Annotated in this window: 12 protein-coding genes; 9 read left to right on the forward strand and 3 right to left on the reverse strand. The window is 63.3% G+C overall.

Features of this window, described 5'->3' with window-relative positions; all coding sequences use genetic code 11:
• Positions 1–4 precede the first annotated feature (4 nt).
• On the reverse strand, positions 5–850 hold the full coding sequence (gene folD / locus CLU94_RS18965) for a bifunctional methylenetetrahydrofolate dehydrogenase/methenyltetrahydrofolate cyclohydrolase FolD (protein ID WP_099666771.1): 846 nt from the start codon (positions 848–850) through the stop codon (positions 5–7).
• Between the two features lie 671 nt (positions 851–1,521).
• Between folD and aceE the strand changes: the two genes are divergently transcribed.
• From aceE to CLU94_RS18985, 4 genes are all read left to right on the forward strand, one after another.
• A complete protein-coding gene (gene aceE / locus CLU94_RS18970) occupies positions 1,522–4,218 on the forward strand; it encodes a pyruvate dehydrogenase (acetyl-transferring), homodimeric type (protein ID WP_034747396.1) in 2,697 nt (898 codons plus the stop codon).
• A gap of 94 nt (positions 4,219–4,312) precedes the next feature.
• Positions 4,313–5,971, forward strand: a complete 1,659-nt coding sequence (aceF, locus tag CLU94_RS18975; RefSeq protein WP_099666772.1) for a dihydrolipoyllysine-residue acetyltransferase — start codon at positions 4,313–4,315, stop codon at positions 5,969–5,971.
• Between the two features lie 10 nt (positions 5,972–5,981).
• Positions 5,982–7,766: a dihydrolipoyl dehydrogenase gene (gene lpdA / locus CLU94_RS18980; RefSeq protein WP_099666773.1), complete on the forward strand. Its 1,785-nt coding sequence runs from the start codon at positions 5,982–5,984 to the stop codon at positions 7,764–7,766.
• Positions 7,767–8,374: 608 nt separating this feature from the next.
• On the forward strand, positions 8,375–9,544 hold the full coding sequence (locus CLU94_RS18985) for a hypothetical protein (RefSeq protein WP_099666774.1): 1,170 nt from the start codon (positions 8,375–8,377) through the stop codon (positions 9,542–9,544).
• Between the two features lie 23 nt (positions 9,545–9,567).
• On the opposite strand, the gene CLU94_RS18990 is transcribed toward CLU94_RS18985, so the two are convergent.
• Positions 9,568–10,287: a TetR/AcrR family transcriptional regulator gene (locus CLU94_RS18990; RefSeq protein WP_099666775.1), complete on the reverse strand. Its 720-nt coding sequence runs from the start codon at positions 10,285–10,287 to the stop codon at positions 9,568–9,570.
• Positions 10,288–10,431: 144 nt separating this feature from the next.
• Here CLU94_RS18990 and CLU94_RS18995 point away from each other — a divergent pair, with 144 nt between their 5' ends.
• From CLU94_RS18995 to CLU94_RS19005, 3 genes are all read left to right on the forward strand, one after another.
• On the forward strand, positions 10,432–11,625 hold the full coding sequence (locus CLU94_RS18995) for an HlyD family secretion protein (protein WP_099666776.1): 1,194 nt from the start codon (positions 10,432–10,434) through the stop codon (positions 11,623–11,625).
• A gap of 6 nt (positions 11,626–11,631) precedes the next feature.
• Positions 11,632–13,230 carry a DHA2 family efflux MFS transporter permease subunit gene (locus CLU94_RS19000; protein ID WP_077408028.1) on the forward strand — a complete coding sequence of 533 codons (1,599 nt, stop codon included), beginning with the start codon at positions 11,632–11,634 and terminating at the stop codon, positions 13,228–13,230.
• A 62-nt stretch (positions 13,231–13,292) separates the two neighbouring features.
• The gene (locus CLU94_RS19005) at positions 13,293–14,759 is read left to right on the forward strand and encodes an efflux transporter outer membrane subunit (RefSeq protein ID WP_099666777.1); all 1,467 of its coding nucleotides are present in this window, start codon (positions 13,293–13,295) and stop codon (positions 14,757–14,759) included.
• A gap of 9 nt (positions 14,760–14,768) precedes the next feature.
• On the opposite strand, the gene CLU94_RS19010 is transcribed toward CLU94_RS19005, so the two are convergent.
• Positions 14,769–15,686, reverse strand: coding sequence for a LysR family transcriptional regulator (locus CLU94_RS19010; protein ID WP_099666778.1), 918 nt, complete (start codon positions 15,684–15,686; stop codon positions 14,769–14,771).
• 111 nt (positions 15,687–15,797) lie between these two features.
• Here CLU94_RS19010 and CLU94_RS19015 point away from each other — a divergent pair, with 111 nt between their 5' ends.
• Together CLU94_RS19015 and CLU94_RS19020 are read left to right on the forward strand one after the other, a co-directional pair.
• Positions 15,798–16,397 (forward strand): short chain dehydrogenase, encoded by a 600-nt coding sequence (locus CLU94_RS19015; RefSeq protein WP_099666779.1) that lies wholly within the window; start codon positions 15,798–15,800, stop codon positions 16,395–16,397.
• Between the two features lie 111 nt (positions 16,398–16,508).
• A complete protein-coding gene (locus CLU94_RS19020) occupies positions 16,509–18,242 on the forward strand; it encodes a dipeptidyl-peptidase 3 family protein (protein ID WP_099666780.1) in 1,734 nt (577 codons plus the stop codon).
• The last annotated feature ends 36 nt before the right edge of the window (positions 18,243–18,278 follow it).

Consider the following 18,278-nt stretch of genomic DNA (forward strand, 5'->3'; position numbering starts at 1 on the left):
CCTCTTAAATGCGCTCGGCGGCTTCGACCGTGTTCATCAGCAACATGGTGATCGTCATCGGACCCACGCCACCCGGTACCGGGGTGATGTGCGACGCCACTTCCTTGATGCCGGCAAAATCCACGTCGCCGCACAGCTTGCCGTCGTCGTCGCGGTTCATGCCCACGTCGATGACGATGGCGCCCGGCTTGACCATGTCGGCCGTCAGGGTGTTGCGGCGGCCGACGGCGGCCACGACCACGTCTGCCTGGCGTGTGTACAGGCCCAGGTCCGGGGTCGCGCTATGGCAGATGGTGACGGTAGCGTTCGCTTGCAAGAGCAGCAGGGCCATCGGCTTGCCGACGGTGTTGCTGCGGCCGATGACGACGGCGTGCTTGCCGCGCAAGTCCACGCCCGTGCTTTCGATCAGTTTCATGCAGCCGTACGGCGTGCACGGGCGGAAGCCGGGCAAGCCCGTCATCAGTTCGCCGGCGCTCAGGACGGAATAGCCGTCCACGTCTTTCGTCGTGGCGATCGCTTCGATGACCTTGTGCGGGTTGATGTGCTTGGGCAAGGGCATTTGCACGAGGATGCCGTGGATGGCCGGGTCGGCATTCAGGCTGGCGATGCGTGCCAGCAAGTCCGCTTCGGACAGGTCCGCTTCATATTTTTCCAGCACCGAGTGGAAACCCACGTCGCCGCACGCCTTGACCTTGTTGCGGACATACACCTGGCTGGCCGGGTCTTCGCCGACGAGTATCACGGCCAGGCCGGGCTGGGTGCCCTTGGCCGTGAGGGCGGCGGCGCGCGTGGCGATCTCGCTGCGCAGTTTTTGGGAGAGGGCGATTCCGTCGATCAGTTGTGCTGGCATGGTAGGGAGGCTGAGAGCTGGTAGGAGGGAAAAGTCAGATTATAAAGCCGGGCGGCGCAAAGGGGCGGTTTTGGCGCCAATGCCGTGACGTTAAAAAGCGGGCCGGAGACGCGGGCCTGAGAAAATGCCGATGGCGGCGTTGCAGCTCCTTGCCGTACTGGCGTACTGTCTGTGTCGCCGCGCCTTGCCCTAGACATTTTTCAGGCCCGCCTGGCCCGGCATAAAAGCGGGCCAGAGACGCGAGCCTGAGAAAATGCCGATGGCGGCGTTGCAGCTCCTTGCCGTACTGGCGTACTGTCTGCGTCGCCGCGCCTTGCCCTCGACATTTTTCAGGCCCGCTTGGCCCGGTATGCCTGTGCTGGCGACTGGGGTTTTAATTCGGTTTGCTGATGTGCTCGTAGAGCAGGGCCGGCCAGGGCATGCAAGTTTTCCGGTTTCGGCGCTATTTGCTACTCTGATCACCCTAATTTCCGGGCAGAATTTGCGGCAGTGCAGCATAAATTTCATAGGGTAATTTCACAATACGAAATGCTATATCGTAATTTGAAAAATAGTAAATACGCTGTTAGAATCCCCACACTAAACCGACTTAATAGTAAATAATCAGCGAAATACCGTCCGACAGCGATCCGGAAAATCGGGGTGGGGCGTTCACAAAGGAGACTCAACAGATGTCAGCTCAACTGAACCAGGTAACGACACAGATCGGCACCGACCCGGATATGCAGGAAACCAAGGAGTGGCTGGACGCGCTCGAAGCCGTGCTGGAAAATGAAGGTCCGGAACGCGCGCATTACCTGATGGAGCGCATGGTTGACCTGGCCCGCCGCCGCGGCGCGCAGATCCCGTTCTCCAGCACCACCGCCTACGTCAATACCATCCCCACCAAGCAAGAAGCACACTGTCCCGGCAACCTGGAATACGAAGAGCGCCTGCGCTCGTGGATGCGCTGGAACGCCATGGCCATGGTCGTCAAGGCCAACCGCGCCGACGGCGACCTGGGCGGCCACTTGTCCTCGTTCGCTTCGCTGGCGAACATGCTGGGCATCGGTTTCAACCACTTCTGGCACGCGCCGACGGCCGACCACGGCGGCGACCTGCTGTACATCCAGGGCCACTCCTCGCCCGGCGTCTACGCGCGCGCCTTCCTCGAAGGCCGCTTGACGGAAGAGCAAATGCTGAACTTCCGCAAGGAAGTCGACGGCAAGGGCCTGTCTTCGTACCCGCATCCGAAGCTGATGCCTGACTTCTGGCAGTTCCCGACCGTGTCGATGGGCCTGGGCCCGCACATGGCGATCTACCAGGCGCGTTTCCTGAAGTACCTGCACGCACGCGGCATCGCGAAAACCGACAACCGCAAGATCTGGGCCTTCTGCGGCGATGGCGAGATGGACGAGCCGGAGTCCTTGGGCGCGATCGGCCTGGCCGCACGCGACATGCTCGACAACCTGGTCATCGTGGTCAACTGCAACCTGCAGCGCCTGGACGGCCCTGTGCGCGGTAACACCAAGATCATCCAGGAACTGGAAGGCGAATTCCGCGGCGCCGGCTGGAACGTCGTCAAGGTCATCTGGGGCCCGGGCTGGGACGCCCTGCTGGCACAGGACAAGGAAGGCATCCTGCAGCGCGTGATGATGGAAACCGTCGACGGCGAATACCAGAACTACAAGGCCAAAGACGGCGCCTACGTGCGCAAGCACTTCTTCGGCAAGCATCCGAAGCTGCTGGAAATGGTTGCCAACATGACGGACGACGACATCTGGCGCCTGACCCGTGGCGGCCACGATCCGCACAAGATTTACGCAGCCTTCAAGATCGCCCAGGAACACAAGGGCCAGCCGACCGTCCTGCTGGTGAAAACCATCAAGGGCTACGGCATGGGCAAGTCCGGCGAAGCGCGCAACACGGCGCACCAGACGAAAAAACTGGACGACGAGGCCATCCGCGAAATGCGCGACCGCTTCTCGCTGCCTATTCCTGACGACAAGCTGGCCGACATCCCGTTCTTCAAGCCTGCCGACGATGCGCCGGAAATGGTCTACCTGCACGAGCGCCGCAAGGCCCTGGGCGGCTACCTGCCGCAGCGCCGCCAGAAGTCGGAAGAAACCCTGCCCGTGCCTGGCCTGGACGCGTTCAAGAACGTGCTGGAAGCGACTCCTGAAGGCCGTGAAATCTCGACCACGCAAGCGTTCGTGCGCGTCATTTCGACCCTGCTGAAAGACCCGAACCTGGGCCAGCGCGTCGTGCCTATCCTGGTCGACGAGTCGCGTACCTTCGGCATGGAAGGCCTGTTCCGCCAGATCGGCATCTACAACCCGAAAGGCCAGTTGTACGAGCCGGTCGACAAGGACCAGGTCATGTACTACCGCGAAGACAAGGCTGGCCAGATCCTGCAAGAGGGCATCAACGAAGCGGGCGGCATGAGCTCGTGGATCGCCGCGGCGACGTCGTATTCGACCAACGACCGCATCATGATCCCGTTCTACACCTTCTACTCGATGTTCGGCTTCCAGCGCATCGGCGACCAGGTATGGGCTTCGGCCGACATGCGCGCCCGCGGCTTCCTGATGGGCGGCACGGCCGGCCGCACGACGCTGAACGGCGAAGGCTTGCAGCACGAAGATGGCCACAGCCATATCTTCGCCGCCACCATCCCGACCTGCATGCCGTACGATCCGACCTTCAGCCATGAAGTCGCCGTCATCATCCAGGACGGCCTGCGCCGCATGATCGCCAACCAGGAAGATGTGTTCTACTACATCACGATCATGAACGAGAACTACGCCCAGCCAGGCATCAAGCCAGGCCAGGAAGAAGGCATCTTGAAAGGCATGTACAAGCTGCAGGAAGGCCCGGCCGACGCCAAGCTGCGCGTACAGTTGATCGGCTGCGGCACCATCCTGCGCGAATCGATCTTCGCCGCCGAATTGCTGCAAAACGACTGGGGCGTGGCTGCGGACGTGTGGTCGGCGCCGTCGCTGACCCTGGTGGCCCGCGATGGCCAGGATGCGGAACGCTGGAACATGGTCAACCCGTCGAAAGAGCAGCGCGTGCCATACGTGACGTCGCTGATGCAGGATACGGACGGCCCGATCGTCGCCACGACCGACTACATGCGCGCGTTTGCAGAACAGATCCGCGCCTTCATGCCGAAGGGCCGCACTTATAAAGTGCTCGGTACCGATGGCTTTGGCCGCTCGGACAGCCGCGCTAAGCTGCGCGAGTTCTTCGAAGTGAACCGTTATTATGTCACCGTGGCTGCGCTCAAATCGCTGGCTGACGAAGGCAAGATCGACGTGTCGGTGGTGGAGCAGGCGATCGCCAAGTACGGCATCGACGCGAACAAACCGAATCCGGTGACCCAGTAATCGTTGTGCGGACCCGATGATGCCAGGGCGGTGCGAAAGTGTCGCCCTGGCGTGTGTGCGGGTCCATCTGACAAATAAAATAACGGAGCAAGCTATGAGCATTGTGGAAGTCAAAGTCCCGGATATCGGCGATTTCAAGGAAGTCGAGATCATTGAACTGATGGTCAAGCCAGGCGATACGGTCAAGGTCGACCAATCCCTGATCACGGTCGAATCGGACAAGGCCAGCATGGAAATTCCATCGAGCCACGCCGGTGTCGTCAAGGAATTGAAAGTCAACGTGGGCGACAAGATCGCCGAAGGTTCGCTGGTCCTGCTGCTGGAAGTGGCGGACGACGCCTCGGCGCCAGCGCCAGCGCCTGCCGCTGCCGCCCCTGCACCGGCTGCTGAAGCTGCACCAGCCGCCGCTCCCGCGCCAGCGCCTGCCGCTTCCGGCGCGCCGGCCCTGGTGGAAGTGACCGTGCCCGATATCGGCGACTTCAAGGAAGTCGAAGTCATCGAACTGATGGTCAAGGTGGGCGACAGCATCAAGGTCGACCAGTCGCTGCTGACGGTCGAATCGGACAAGGCCAGCATGGAAATTCCATCGAGCCACGCCGGTATTGTCAAGGAATTGAAAGTCAAGGTCGGCGACAAGGTGGCCAAGGGTTCGCTGGTGCTGGTCGTGGAAACGACCGCTGGCGCCGCTCCTGCCGCTGCCGCCCCGGCCGCAGCGCCGGCGCAAGCTGCCGCCGCACCAGCCGCCGCCGTCGCTTCGGCACCGGTCGCCGCTGCTGCACCTGCTGCTGCCCCAGTCGCCGCACCTGCCGTCAACGGCAAGCTGGCGCATGCGTCGCCTTCGATCCGCAAGTTTGCGCGCGAACTGGGCGTAGACCTGGCCCGCGTGGGCGGTTCCGGTCCGAAGGGCCGCATCACCCAGGAAGACGTGCAGAATTTCGTCAAGGGCGTGATGTCGGGCGCCGTCGCTGCGCCGAACGCACCGGTCGCCAAGGCCGGTTCGGGCGTGGGTCTGGACCTGCTGCCTTGGCCGTCGCTGGACTTCAGCAAGTTCGGCACGACCGAATTGCTGCCGCTGTCGCGCATCAAGAAAATTTCGGGTCCGAACCTGCACCGCAACTGGGTCATGATCCCGCACGTCACGCAGTTCGACGAAGCGGACGTGACGGACCTGGAAGCATTCCGCGTCGACACCAACGCCGCCAATGCGAAGAACAAGGATGCGGCCAAGCTGACCATGCTGGCCTTCGTCATCAAGGCCTCCGTCGCCGCGCTGAAGAAATTCCCCGCGTTTAACGCTTCGCTGGATGCCAAGGGTGAAAACCTGATCCTCAAGCAGTACTACAACATCGGCTTCGCGGCCGACACGCCGAATGGCCTGGTGGTGCCCGTGATCAAGGGCGCGGACCAGAAGTCGGTCTCGCAAATCGCCCGCGAAATGACGGAACTGTCGCTGCAGGCGCGCGAAGGCAAGCTGAAACCGGCCGACATGCAGGGCGCCAGCTTCACGATTTCGTCCCTGGGCGGCATCGGCGGCACGCACTTCACGCCTATCGTCAATGCGCCGGAAGTGGCTATTCTGGGTCTGTCGAAAGCCTCGATCAAGCCGGTATGGGATGGCAAGGCCTTCCAGCCGCGCCTGATGATGGGCACCTCGCTGTCCTACGACCACCGCGTGGTCGATGGCGCGATGGGCGCGCGATTCTCCGTGTACCTCGGCGAAGTCCTGGCCGACATGCGCAAAATTCTGCTGTAAGGAGCGATTGATGAGCACAGTAGAGGTAAAAGTACCGAATATCGGCGACTTCAAGGAAGTCGAAGTCATCGAACTGATGGTCAAGGTCGGCGACACCATCAAGGTGGACCAGTCGCTGATCACGGTCGAATCGGACAAGGCCAGCATGGAGATTCCATCGACCCACGCGGGCGTCGTCAAGGAATTGAAAGTCAAGGTTGGCGACAAGATCGCCGAAGGCAGCGCGCTGCTGGTGGTGGAAGCATCTGAAGGCGCGGCGGCAGCTGCACCGGCAGCCGCTCCTGCGCCTGCAGCAGCTGCTCCGGCGGCTGCCCCGGCGGCAGCACCGGCAGCCGTTGCCGCCATCCCGGCCGGCAATTACAGCGGCCAGGTCGACATCGATGTCGACATGATGGTGCTGGGCGGCGGTCCTGGCGGCTATTCGGCGGCGTTCCGCGCGGCCGACCTGGGCATGTCGACGGTCATCGTCGAGCGCTACGCCACCCTGGGCGGCGTATGCCTGAATGTGGGCTGCATCCCGTCGAAGGCGCTGCTGCACGTCGCTTCCGTCATCGATGAAACGGCGCACATGTCGAACACGGGCGTGACGTTTGCCAAGCCGACCATTGATATCGATCAGGTACGCAAGTACAAGGAAGGCGTAATCTCGAACATGACGGGCGGTCTGGCCGGCATGGCCAAGGCGCGCAAGACGCAAGTCGTCACCGGCGTGGGCCAGTTCCTCTCCGCGAACCACATCGAGGTGACGGCTACCGACGGCTCGAAAAAAGTCGTGCAGTTCAAGCAAGCCATCATCGCTGCCGGTTCGTCCGTGGTGAAACTGCCCTTCGTGCCGGAAGACCCGCGCATCGTCGATTCGACGGGTGCGCTGGAATTGCGCCAGATCCCGAAACGCATGCTGGTCATCGGCGGCGGCATCATCGGCCTGGAAATGGCGACCGTCTATTCCACCTTCGGCGCGCGCATCGACGTGGTCGAAATGATGGATGGCCTGATGCAGGGCGCGGACCGCGACGCCGTCAAGGTGTGGCAGAAGTTCAACGAGAAGCGCTTCGACAACATCATGACCAAGACCAAGACGGTCGCGGTGGAAGCGTTGCCGGAAGGCATCAAGGTCACGTTTGAAGCGGCTGAAGCGGGCGCCACGGCGCCGGCGCCGCAGATCTACGACCTGGTGCTCGTCGCCGTGGGCCGCAGCCCGAACGGCAAGAAGCTGGCGGCCGACAAGGCTGGCGTGCAAGTGACGGACCGCGGTTTCATCAACGTCGACAGCCAGATGCGCACCAACGTGCCGAACATCTTCGCCATCGGCGACCTGGTGGGCCAGCCGATGCTGGCGCACAAGGCCGTGCATGAAGCCCACGTGGCCGCGGAAGCGGCTTCCGGCCAGAAGTCGCACTTCGACGTCAAGGTGATTCCATCGGTCGCCTATACGGATCCGGAAGTGGCATGGGCCGGCATCACGGAAGACGAAGCGAAAGCCAAGGGCATCAAGGTCGAGAAGGGCCACTTCCCGTGGGCAGCTTCCGGCCGTGCCGTGGCCAACGGCCGCGCCGAAGGCTTCACCAAGCTGTTGTTCGACGCGGAAACGCACCGCATCATCGGCGGCACCATCGTCGGCACGCATGCGGGCGACATGATCGGCGAGATCGCGCTGGCCATCGAAATGGGCTGCGACGGCACCGATATCGGCAAGACCATCCATCCGCACCCGACCCTGGGCGAATCGATCGGCATGGCCGCGGAAGTGTACGAAGGCGTGTGCACGGACTTGCCGCCGCCGCGCAAGCGCTGATGCTGTAGCCGTACCTTGTTACACTCAAAAACCCGCAAGCGATTGCGGGTTTTTTTATTGGAGCGGGCTACCACCCGCCCCCGACCCTGCGTGAATCGATCTGCAGGTTGAAAAAACCGCGGAAGTGTACGAAGGCGTGTGCACGGACTTGCCACCGCCGCGCAAGCGCTGATGTTGTAGCCGCACCTTGTCACACTAAAAAAACCCGCAAGCGATTGCGGATTTTTTTTATATCCCTTGATCCTGGCAGCGTAAACCGCAGATGGGGCGTGGCGGATACGCCCCATGTGAAAATTGGTGAGTATTGCCGTATGGAAAAAGTGGCAGAATGGAGGTCTGTCACCATGTTCTTCTTTTTGCTGCAATGGAAGCGTGTGATTTTCCAGGAATGTTGCCAGCGTGGGGTTCGGTCAAGTTCCGCTGTACCGATGAGAGCCTGCCCCGGTGGATGAATGCATCCCCTGCTGGCGCCCCTCGGAAGCGGGGACTGCGTTGATCGTCGTCGCGTGGCTCGCCCCGCGTGCTCCTCACGCCTTGTCCGCGCTCCTGATGAACTGCCAGCAGAAGACGCTCCCTACTGGGATAGGCCCCAAGAAAGTTTTGCAACAATGAAAAAATTTACCGCCCTCCATATTGCCGATGTCCGTTTGCGCCGGGCCGATGAGCAAGAGCAAGCCGTGATGCTGCATGCCTTGTACCAGGATGTGGCCGCTATTCTGGCGGCGGGCAAGAGGATCGATGCAATTTTCTTCACGGGCCAGCTGGTGGCGCCCGACGCCTGTGCCGGCACGACGCCCGTGTATGTCTACGAATACTTCCTGCGCCCCTTGCTGCAGGCGGCCAGCTTGCCCGGCGCGCGGTTCTACCTGGTGCCGGGCAGCCGCGCGCAGGGTGTCGCGGCGGCGGCGCTGGGCAATGCCGGCTTCAGCTTTTTCTCCGCCGATGAGCATGCCAGTGCCGAGCAGCGCGCGCACTACAAGAATATCCACGCCGTGTTCCATGGCCACCAGCATACGGGCGATGCCAGTTCGCTGATGAAGTCGCTGGGAATCTTGTTCAAAAGCAATCCCGGCAGTCTGTACGGTGCGCATGGCCAGATGGCGGCGTTTGCCGTACTCGAGTTCGGCACGGACGCGGCCGATGACGGCAAGGCAGGCACGCAGTGGACGGTGTCCCTGCGCGAGTTCGATGACGTGAGCAAGAACTTCGCCCTGTCGGTGCTGTACACGCCGAATGGGCAGGAAACGGGGCAGGTGGATGCCGAGTATGTGTTTGCCACCTTGCTGCCGCAACTGGCAGGCGAGCGCGCCTATCTCGATGGCTTGCTGGGCATGGCGGGCGCGCCGCGGCGCGTGGACGCCGGCGCGGCTGCCGATGCGCGCGAATTCCTGATGGAGCTGGCGTTCGTGATGTTCGAAGCGAAGACCGTCTTCCTCAGCGCGGCAGAGCTGGAGCGCTTTGCCGGCGACTATTGTGGCGTGAAGGGCTGGGACATGGCGGCCGTGGACTGGCTGGCGCCGTTGTATGCGCATGGCTTGTTGCTGCAGGCCGATGGCCAGGTGGCGTTTTCCTTCGATTACTTCCGCACGTATTTCCTGGCGCAGCGTTTTGAAACGTCGTTCGACCTGATGCGCTATGGCCCCGAGCGCTACGATGGAAGTGAGTCTTCACTTAGTCTCGATGGCGCATCGGCGGCCCAGCCTTTCCTGCGCGCGCTGGGCTTGAACGATGAACACGCCGACGCGGCGGCGATGGAAGACTGCAGCCGCCCCGGCTGACCTGGCGGGCCAGCCGTCCCGCGTCAGCCCGCCAGCGGCTGGCGCAGGGTGCCGCGCAGGAACAGGTCGAGACTGACCGCCACCTTGGCGCGCAATTGCGCCACGTCCGGTTGCGCCTGCGGCGGAAACAGCAGGCGCGACATCTGGTCGCCCAGCAGGCAATTGAGCAGGTGCAGCGCCAGCATGGACGGCGTCAGTTCGGCGCGGAACAGGGGCGCGATGTCGGGTCGGCTGAAAAACTTGACCAGCATCTCGCGCGTCTGTCCCGGCCCCACCTTGTAAAACGTTTCCGCCAGTTCCGGGTGCGTGGCCGCCTCGGCCACCACCATGCGATTCAGGCGGATCGCCGCCGGCATGGTGACGAGCTGCACGAACAGCAGGCCGAACTCGCCCAGGATGGTAGGCAGGGGCCGCATATCCGTTTCCAGCGCCGGCATGGTCGAGAAGTAGGCGGCGCGGCGCAGTTCCACCACGGCATTGAACAAGCCCGACTTGCCGCCAAACTTCACATAAATCGTGCGCACGGCCACATGGGCTTCGCGGGCGATCATTTCCAGGCTGACCTTTCCATACCCCTTTTCCAGAAACAGGCAGCCGGCCGTGTGCAGCAGGTTTTCCATGCGCGCTTCCATGTCGGCCGCGCGCGGGCGGCCGGCTGGCTTGCCGCAGCAGGAAAGCTCCTGGGCAGCTGCGTCGGATTCTTTATCGGTTGGCAAGGTATCGCTGAGGCCGGGATCGGGCATGGTCTGGGTCTCTTTATAAGTGGGAAGGTAAGTGATGGCTCACACTGTAGTGCAAATTAAAATGAAATGCAATCGTTTCATTTCTTGACTTTGGCTTTTCTTTGCCTAATAATGAACCTACATCATTTCATTTCCGGAGCGAGTATGTCCAACCAGCCAGGCCAAGCAGAGCACAAGGTGCTGAGCGCCGTCCCACCCGCGGCCCCGGCCGCACCTTCCGCGCCTGCCGCTTCCGCCAGCTCCGCAGCACCGAATAACCGCGTGAAAATCATCGCCGGCCTGATCGTCCTGGTCGCCCTGGGCGCCGGCGCGCGCATGTGGTACCGCAGCCACTACTTCGTGGAAACGGAAAACGCCTATGTGGCCGGCCACGTGCATCCCGTCTCGGCGCGTATTTCCGGCGTCGTCACCAAGGTCTTCATCGACGACAATCAAATCGTGAAAGAGGGCGACGTGATCGCCGAACTCGACCCGTTCGACCAGCGCGTGAAAACCGAGCAGATCGCCGCGCAGATCGCCAGCGCCGAACAGCAAGTGCTGCAGGCGGACGCGCAGATCGCCCAGGTGCAGGCGCAAGCCAGCGGCGCCCAGGCGCAAGTGGCGCAAGCCGACGCGCAATTGCTGCGCGCGAAACAGGATGCGGAGCGTTATGGCCAGCTGTACACGAGCCAGATGAAAGCCGTCTCGAAAGCGGAACTCGACGCGGCCAATGCGGCCCGCTCGAGCGCCGTGGCCGACCTGGCCGCCCGCCGCGACAGCGCTTCGGCCGCCAAGGCGCAGATCGGCGCCGCCCAGGCCGCGCGCGACGTGGCCAAGGCGCAAGTGGCCGTGCTGCGCGTGCAATTGAAGGACGCGGAACAGCAGCTGCAATACAACCGCATCCTGGCGCCCGTCGCCGGCCGCATCGGCAAGCGCAACGTGGAAACGGGCATGCGCGTGCAGCCTGGCCAGCAATTGACGGCCATCGTGCAAGACAACGTCTGGGTCACCGCCAACTTCAAGGAAACGCAGCTGGCCGACCTGCACCGCGGCCAGAGCGTGCACGTGACGATCGACGCCATGCCGGGCAAGAAACTGGTGGGTACCGTGGACAGCTTCGCCCCTGCCTCGGGCGCGCAGTTCGCCCTGCTGCCGGCCGATAACGCCACCGGCAACTTCACCAAGATCGTCCAGCGCGTGCCGGTGAAAATCGTCTTCCAGCCGGAAGACATCAAGGCCATGAATGGCCGCCTGGTGCCGGGCATGTCGGTGATCGCCGAAGTGGAAGTGAACCAGCCCGTGTCGGAAAAGGATGCGCGCCACGCCGCCGCTCCTGCCGCCCATACCGCCACCCGCTAAGCTTCCATGAGCAGCTCCTCCACCACGCTGGCGAAGCCGCCAGCGTTTCCCGTGATCGACGAGAAAGTCTCCGGGCGCACCTGGCTGGCGGTCGCCGCCGGCATGCTGGGCGCCTTCATGGCGGTGCTCGACATCCAGATCACGAACTCCTCGCTCAAGGATATCCTTGGCTCGCTGTCGGCCACCCAGGAAGAGGGCTCGTGGATTTCCACGGCCTACCTGGTGGCGGAAATTATCGTCATTCCCCTCACCGCGCTGCTGGCGCGCGTGTTCGGACTGCGTACCTACATGATCGGCACCACCGCCTTCTTCCTGCTGTTCTCCACCCTGTGCGGGGCGGCGTGGAACCTGGAAAGCATGATCGTCTTCCGCATGCTGCAAGGGTTTACGGGCGGCGCGCTGATACCGATGGCGTTCACCCTGGTGATGCTCAAGCTGCCGGCGTCGAAGCGCGCCGTCGGCATGGCCATCTTCGGCCTGACGGCCACCCTGGCGCCGGCCATGGGCCCGACCCTGGGCGGGTATCTCTCCGAACTGTATGGCTGGCCTTCGATCTTCTACATCAACTGGGTACCGGGCGTGCTGCTGATCGCCGGCATGATCTATGGCCTGGACAAGGAGCCGATGCAACTGAAGCTGTTCTGGAAAGCCGACTGGCTGGGCATCTTCTTCATGGCCCTGGGCCTCGGTTGCCTGACCATCTTCCTGGAAGAGGGCAATTCGAAGGACTGGTTCGACTCGGGTTTCATCATCGCCTTCGCCGCGCTGGCCCTGACGGGCATCCTGGGCTGGGTCGTCACCAGCGCCACGCGCGCCGAACCGTTCGTCAACCTGGCCCTGTACGGCCAGCGCAATTTTCTCGTCGCCACCGTGCTGTCGGCCGTGACGGGCATGGGCCTGTATGGCTCGGCCTTTTTGCTGCCCCTGTTCCTGGGCCAGATCGCCGGCTATTCGCCGATGCAGATCGGTGAAGTCATCATGTGGGTGGGCTTGCCGCAGCTGTTCATCATGCCGTTTGTCGCCAAGCTGTCGTCGAAGGTGGACAACCGCATCCTGTGCTCGTTCGGCCTGCTGCTGTTCGGCGGTTCGTGCATGATGAATGCCTACATGGACGCTTCCACCGGCTACGACCAGTTGCTGTGGTCGCAGGTGGTGCGCGCGCTGGGCCAGCCCTTCGTCATGCTGACCCTGTCGAACTTCGCCATGAAGGGCATCGCGCCGAAGGACATGGCGTCCGCTTCGAGCCTGTTCAACATGACGCGCAACCTGGGCGGCTCGATCGGCATCGCCCTGCTGGCCACCGCCCTGAGCACCCGCGAGCACTTTCACTCGCAGCGCCTGGGTGAAGCGATCAACGCGTATTCCAGTGCCACGCAGCTGCGCATCGACCAGTTGACGTCCTCGTTCATGGCCAAGGGCTATGACGCCGTCACGGCCGGCAACCAGGCCTTGCAGGCGATCGACGGCATCGTGCGCCGCGAAGCGTATGTGATGGCTTACAACGACGGCTTCTTCCTCGTCGGCGCCATCCTGCTGGCCTGTATCGTGCCCCTGTGGCTGGCCGACAAACTCAAAGCCCCCGGTGGCGGTGGCGGCGGTCATTGACCGCGCACAGGCCGCACGTGCAGCACCTCAAGAACAAGAAGGTACACATCATGAACACAGTTATGACCAAAATCGCCGCAGCCGCCTCGCTGGCCGTGCTGCTTGCCGCCTGCGGCACCGTGGGCCAGGATTTCAAGGCGCCCGCCAATCTGGCCGGCATCGACACGGCCACGTTCCGCCACGGCGCGGGTAGCGCGGACGCCGCGCAATTGCCGGCCGAATGGTGGAGCGTGTTCGGCGACGACACCCTGAACCGGCTGGAACAAGCCGCGTTGCGCGACAACCCGAGCGTGAAAGCGGCCGGCGAACGCCTGCTGCAGGCGCTGGCGCAAAGCGGCACGGCGCGCGCCAACCAGGGCCCGAGCGTGAACGTCAGCACAGGCATCTCGAACTCGCGCACCTCGGCCAACACCTCGCAGGGCCTGGCCCTGGGCAACCGCTCCATCAGCGGCAACAATTTTTCCGTCGGCGGCACGCTGTCGTATGAAGTCGACTTGCTGGGCCGCGTCAAACGCATGGTCGAAGCGGCGGACTCGCAGGCGCTGGCGGCGCAGGCGGACCGCGACGGCGTGCTGCTGATGCTGTCGGCGCAAGTGGCCAGCAATTACTGGCAGCTGCGGGGGCTGGACGCGGAAATGGCGATTTTGAACGGTGCGCTCGACACGCGCCGCGAATCGGCCCAGCTGGTCGAGGCGCGCTTCAACGCGGGCTTGACGAATGAGCTGGACCTGGCGCGCGCGAAAGTGGAACTGTCGAACGCGCAAGCGGACCTGCATGAAGTCAAGCGCCAGCGCAACCAGCTGGAAAACAGCCTGGCCACCCTGACGGGCAAGCCGCCGTCGGCGCTGCAGCTGCCGGTGGCCGCCGAACCCTCGTCCTTGCCGCTGCCGCCAGGTATTCCTGTCGGCTTGCCTGCCAGCCTGCTGGCGCACCGTCCGGACCTGGTCTCCAGCGTGGCGGGCCTGCGCGCGGCGAATGCACAGGTGGGCGTGGCCGAAGGCGCGTTTTACCCGTCGCTGCAATTGACGGGCAATTTCGGTTATGCGTCCGAAAAGCTGCGCGACCTGGCGCAGGGCGGTTCGCGCCAGTTCAGTTTTGGTCCGCTGGCCCTGTCCCTGCCGATCTTCGACGGTGGCCGCAACCAGGCCAACCTGGATTTGTCCAAGGCGCGCTATGCGGAAGCCGTGGCGAATCATGAAACCAAGCTCCTGACGGCCTTGCGCGAAGTGGAAGACGCCTTGTCCGACGTGGAGCAGCGCCAGTTGCAGGGCGACGCCCAGGCCCTGTCGCAGGCAGCGGCCGCGCGCGCCTACCTGGTGGCGCGCACGCGCTATGAACGCGGCATCTCGACCTACCTGGACGTGACCGATGCGCAGCGCAGCTCGCTGGCTGCGGACCGCGCCGCCGCGCAGATCAAGACCCAGCGCCTGCTGGCGACGGTCGCCGTGGCCCGCTCTTTAGGTGCCGGGTGGCAGCCGGACGGCGAGCTGGCCAAGCTGGCGTCGGCGCCCGCCGCAAAGGCCAACTAAGCTTCCCGGTTACGTGAGCGTGGCCGGCGGCGGTGTCGCCGCCGGCCCGTAGCGTTCCAGCAGAAAATCGATGAAAGTCGTCAGCTTCGGCGTGGGCTGGCGGTCGCGCGCATACACGAGGTGCATGGGGCGCGGCGCCGGCACGTAGTCGGCCAGCAGCGGCACCAGCTTGCCGGCGGCGATATCGCCGGCCATCAGGATTTCCGCCTGCATGACGATGCCGAAGCCGTGCAGGGCGGCCACGCGCAGCGCCTGCCCATTGTTCGAGCGGAAGCGGCTCTCGCGCACGGGGCTGCCGTCGTCGTCGCCGCTCCTGGCCAGGCGCCAGCGCACATGGCGCGTCCACTGCATGAAATCCAGGCATTCGTGGCGCGCCAGATCGGCCGGCGTATGCGGCGTGCCGTGTCTGGCCAGGTAGGCGGGCGCGGCGCAGATCACCATCGCATACGGCCGCAGCGCGCGCGCCACCATGGCGGAATCTTCCAGCTTGCCGATGCGGATGGCGGCGTCGAATCCTTCTTCCACCAGGTCCACCGTCCTGTCGTTCAGGTTCAATTCCAGGCTCACTTCCGGATACGCATCGAGGTAGTCGGCCAGCAGCGGCGCGATGCACTCGCTGCCGAACGACACGGGCGCCGTGATCTTCAGCTTGCCGCGCGGCGCCGTGCGCATGGCTTCCGCACCCCGTTCGGCCGCATGGATGCTGGCCAAAATCTGGCGGCACTGCTCCACATATTGCTGGCCGATTTCCGTCAGGCTTTGCCGCCGCGTCGTGCGCGCCAGCAGCCGCGCGCCCAGCCGCTCTTCCAGGTATTTGATGTGCTTGCCCACCATCACGGGCGAGATCTGGAACGCCTCGGCGGCGGCCGTGAAACTGCCCGCATCGACGACGGCGACAAAAATTTCCATGCTGCGCAATTTATCCATGGCGCCTTGATTGCAAACTGTAGATTAGTAATCTTGTAAATTCTAGCGTATTTATTCCTTTTTGTAAGCGGCGCATACTGGCTCCATCGTTCAACCAGACAAGGAAGCATCATGAAAATCGTTATCATCGGCGCCAGCGGCACCATCGGCACGGCCGTCGCCGCCCAACTGGCGCAACGCCATGAAATCATCGAAGTGGGCAGCCGCAGCGGCACGCATCAGGCGGACATGGGCGACATCGCGCAAGTGCGCGCCCTGTTCAAGCGCATCGGCAAGGTCGATGCTGTCGTCGTCACGGCCGGCAAGCTGCATTTCGGCCCGCTGGCCGAATTTACGCCCGAGCAATTCCAGCTGGGCCTGGACAGCAAGCTGATGGGCCAGGTCAACGTGGCGCTGGTGGCGCAGGAATACCTGAACGATGGCGGCTCGATCACGCTCACGAGCGGTATCGTGGCCGACCAGCCGATCCGCTTCGGCACGGCCGCCACCATGACCAACGCGGCCGTGGAAGGTTTCGTACGGGGCGCCGCCATCGAGTTGCAGCGCGGCGTGCGTATCAATGTCGTCAGCCCCACGGTGCTGGAAGAGTCGCTGGAGTCGTATGGCCCCTTCTTCTACGGCTTCGAGCCGGTCGCCGCCAGCCGCGTGGCCCTGGCTTACAGCCGCAGCGTGGAAGGCGCGCAGACGGGACAGGTATACAAGGTCTGGTAAGCCGCTTGCCATGCCATGGGGCAGGTGGGACAATCGCAGGCTGAACAAGGAAGCGGCCGCGCCGTGATGGTGCGGGGCGCTTGCTTGCTGTGAACCATACACCGAGGCCCCATGAAAAACATCCTGATTCCCCTGCTGATGGCCGCCGCCGCCGGCAGCGCCTGCGCCGCGACGCCAGCCGCCGCACCAGCCACCCCGGCCACCGCGCAACAACTGACCAGCATGAGTGCCCGCTATGCGCCCGTCGCCCTGACGGCCGATGTCACGCACCTGTCCGCAGGCGACCGCCAGGCCATCGCCAAGCTGGTCGAGGCGGCCAAGCTGGTCGACGTGCTGCAGCTGCGCCAGCGCTGGTCCGGCAATGAAGCGCTGTGGGCGGCCTTGAAGAAGGACAAGTCGGCCCTGGGCCAGGCCCGTCTGAACTATTTCTGGATCAACAAGGGGCCCTGGTCGGTGCTCGACGCCCACGCCTCGTTCATGCCGGCCAGCTATGCCGGCATCACGATTCCCGCGCACAAGCCGGAAGCGGGCAACTTCTATCCGCAGGGCGCCACCAAGGCCAGCCTGGAAACGTGGATGAATGGCTTGACGGCGGACGACAAGCAGCAGGCGCAATGGTTTTTCACGACCATCCGCGCGGGCAAGGACGGCAAATACCACACAGTAAAATATTCGGATGAATACAAGGTGGAACTGAAGCAATTGGCCAAATTGCTCGACGAAGCGGCGGCCGCCACGGACAATGCATCGCTGAAGAAATTTTTGACCCTGCGCGCCAAGGCTTTCCTCGACAACGACTATCTGCCGTCCGACTTCGCCTGGATGGACCTCGATTCGCCCGTCGACATCACCATCGGCCCGTACGAAACGTATAACGACGAGCTGTTCGGCTACAAGGCCGCCTTCGAAGCCTACGTGAACATCCGCGACCAGGCGGAAACGCAAAAGCTGAACTTCTTCGCCAAGCACATGCAGGAGCTGGAAGACAATCTGCCGCTCGACGCCCAGTACCGCAACCCGAAAGTGGGCGCGCTGGCGCCCATGGTGGTGGTCAACCAGGTGTATGGCGCGGGCGACGGCAACATGGCCGTGCAGACGGCCGCCTACAACCTGCCGAACGACGAGCGCATCATCAGCGCGCGCGGCTCCAAGCGCGTCATGCTGAAAAACGTGCAGGAAGCCAAGTTCAAGGCCACCCTGACGCCGATCTCGAAACTGGTGCTGACGCCCGAAGCGCAGCAGGACGTGGATTTCAACTCCTTCTTCACGCACATCCTCGCGCATGAAATCATGCACGGCCTGGGCCCGCACGCGACCGTGGTCGACGGCAAGCCATCGACGCCGCGCCAGGACTTGAAGGAAGCGTATTCCACCATCGAAGAAGCCAAGGCCGACATCACGGGCCTGTTCGCGCTGCGCTACATGATGGACAAGGGGCAGCTGAACGATACCCTGGGCCAGGGCGACGTGGCCGAGCGCAAGCTGTACAACACTTTCCTCGCCTCCGGTTTCCGCACCCTGCATTTCGGCTTGACGGATTCGCACGCGCGCGGCATGGCCATCCAGATGAATTACATCCTCGACAAGGGCGGCTTTGTGTCGCTGGGCGATGGCAAGTTCGGCGTCGATTTCAGCAAGATCAAGCAGGCCGTGATCGACCTGGACCGCGAATTTCTGACCATCGAGGCGACGGGCGACTATGCGCGCGCGCAAGCGATGATGAGCAAATACGTGGTCATCCGCCCGGAAGTGCAAGTGGCGCTCGACAAGATGAAGGCCGTGCCCAACGATATCCGCCCGGAATTCGTCACGGCGCGCGCACTGGACAAGGCGGCGAAGAAATAAGCCCGAGCTTGATTATTGTCAGTGTGAAAAGCCGGC

The sequence above is a fragment of the Janthinobacterium sp. 13 genome, assembly GCF_002749695.1.
GTDB classification, from domain to species: domain Bacteria; phylum Pseudomonadota; class Gammaproteobacteria; order Burkholderiales; family Burkholderiaceae_D; genus Janthinobacterium; species Janthinobacterium kumbetense.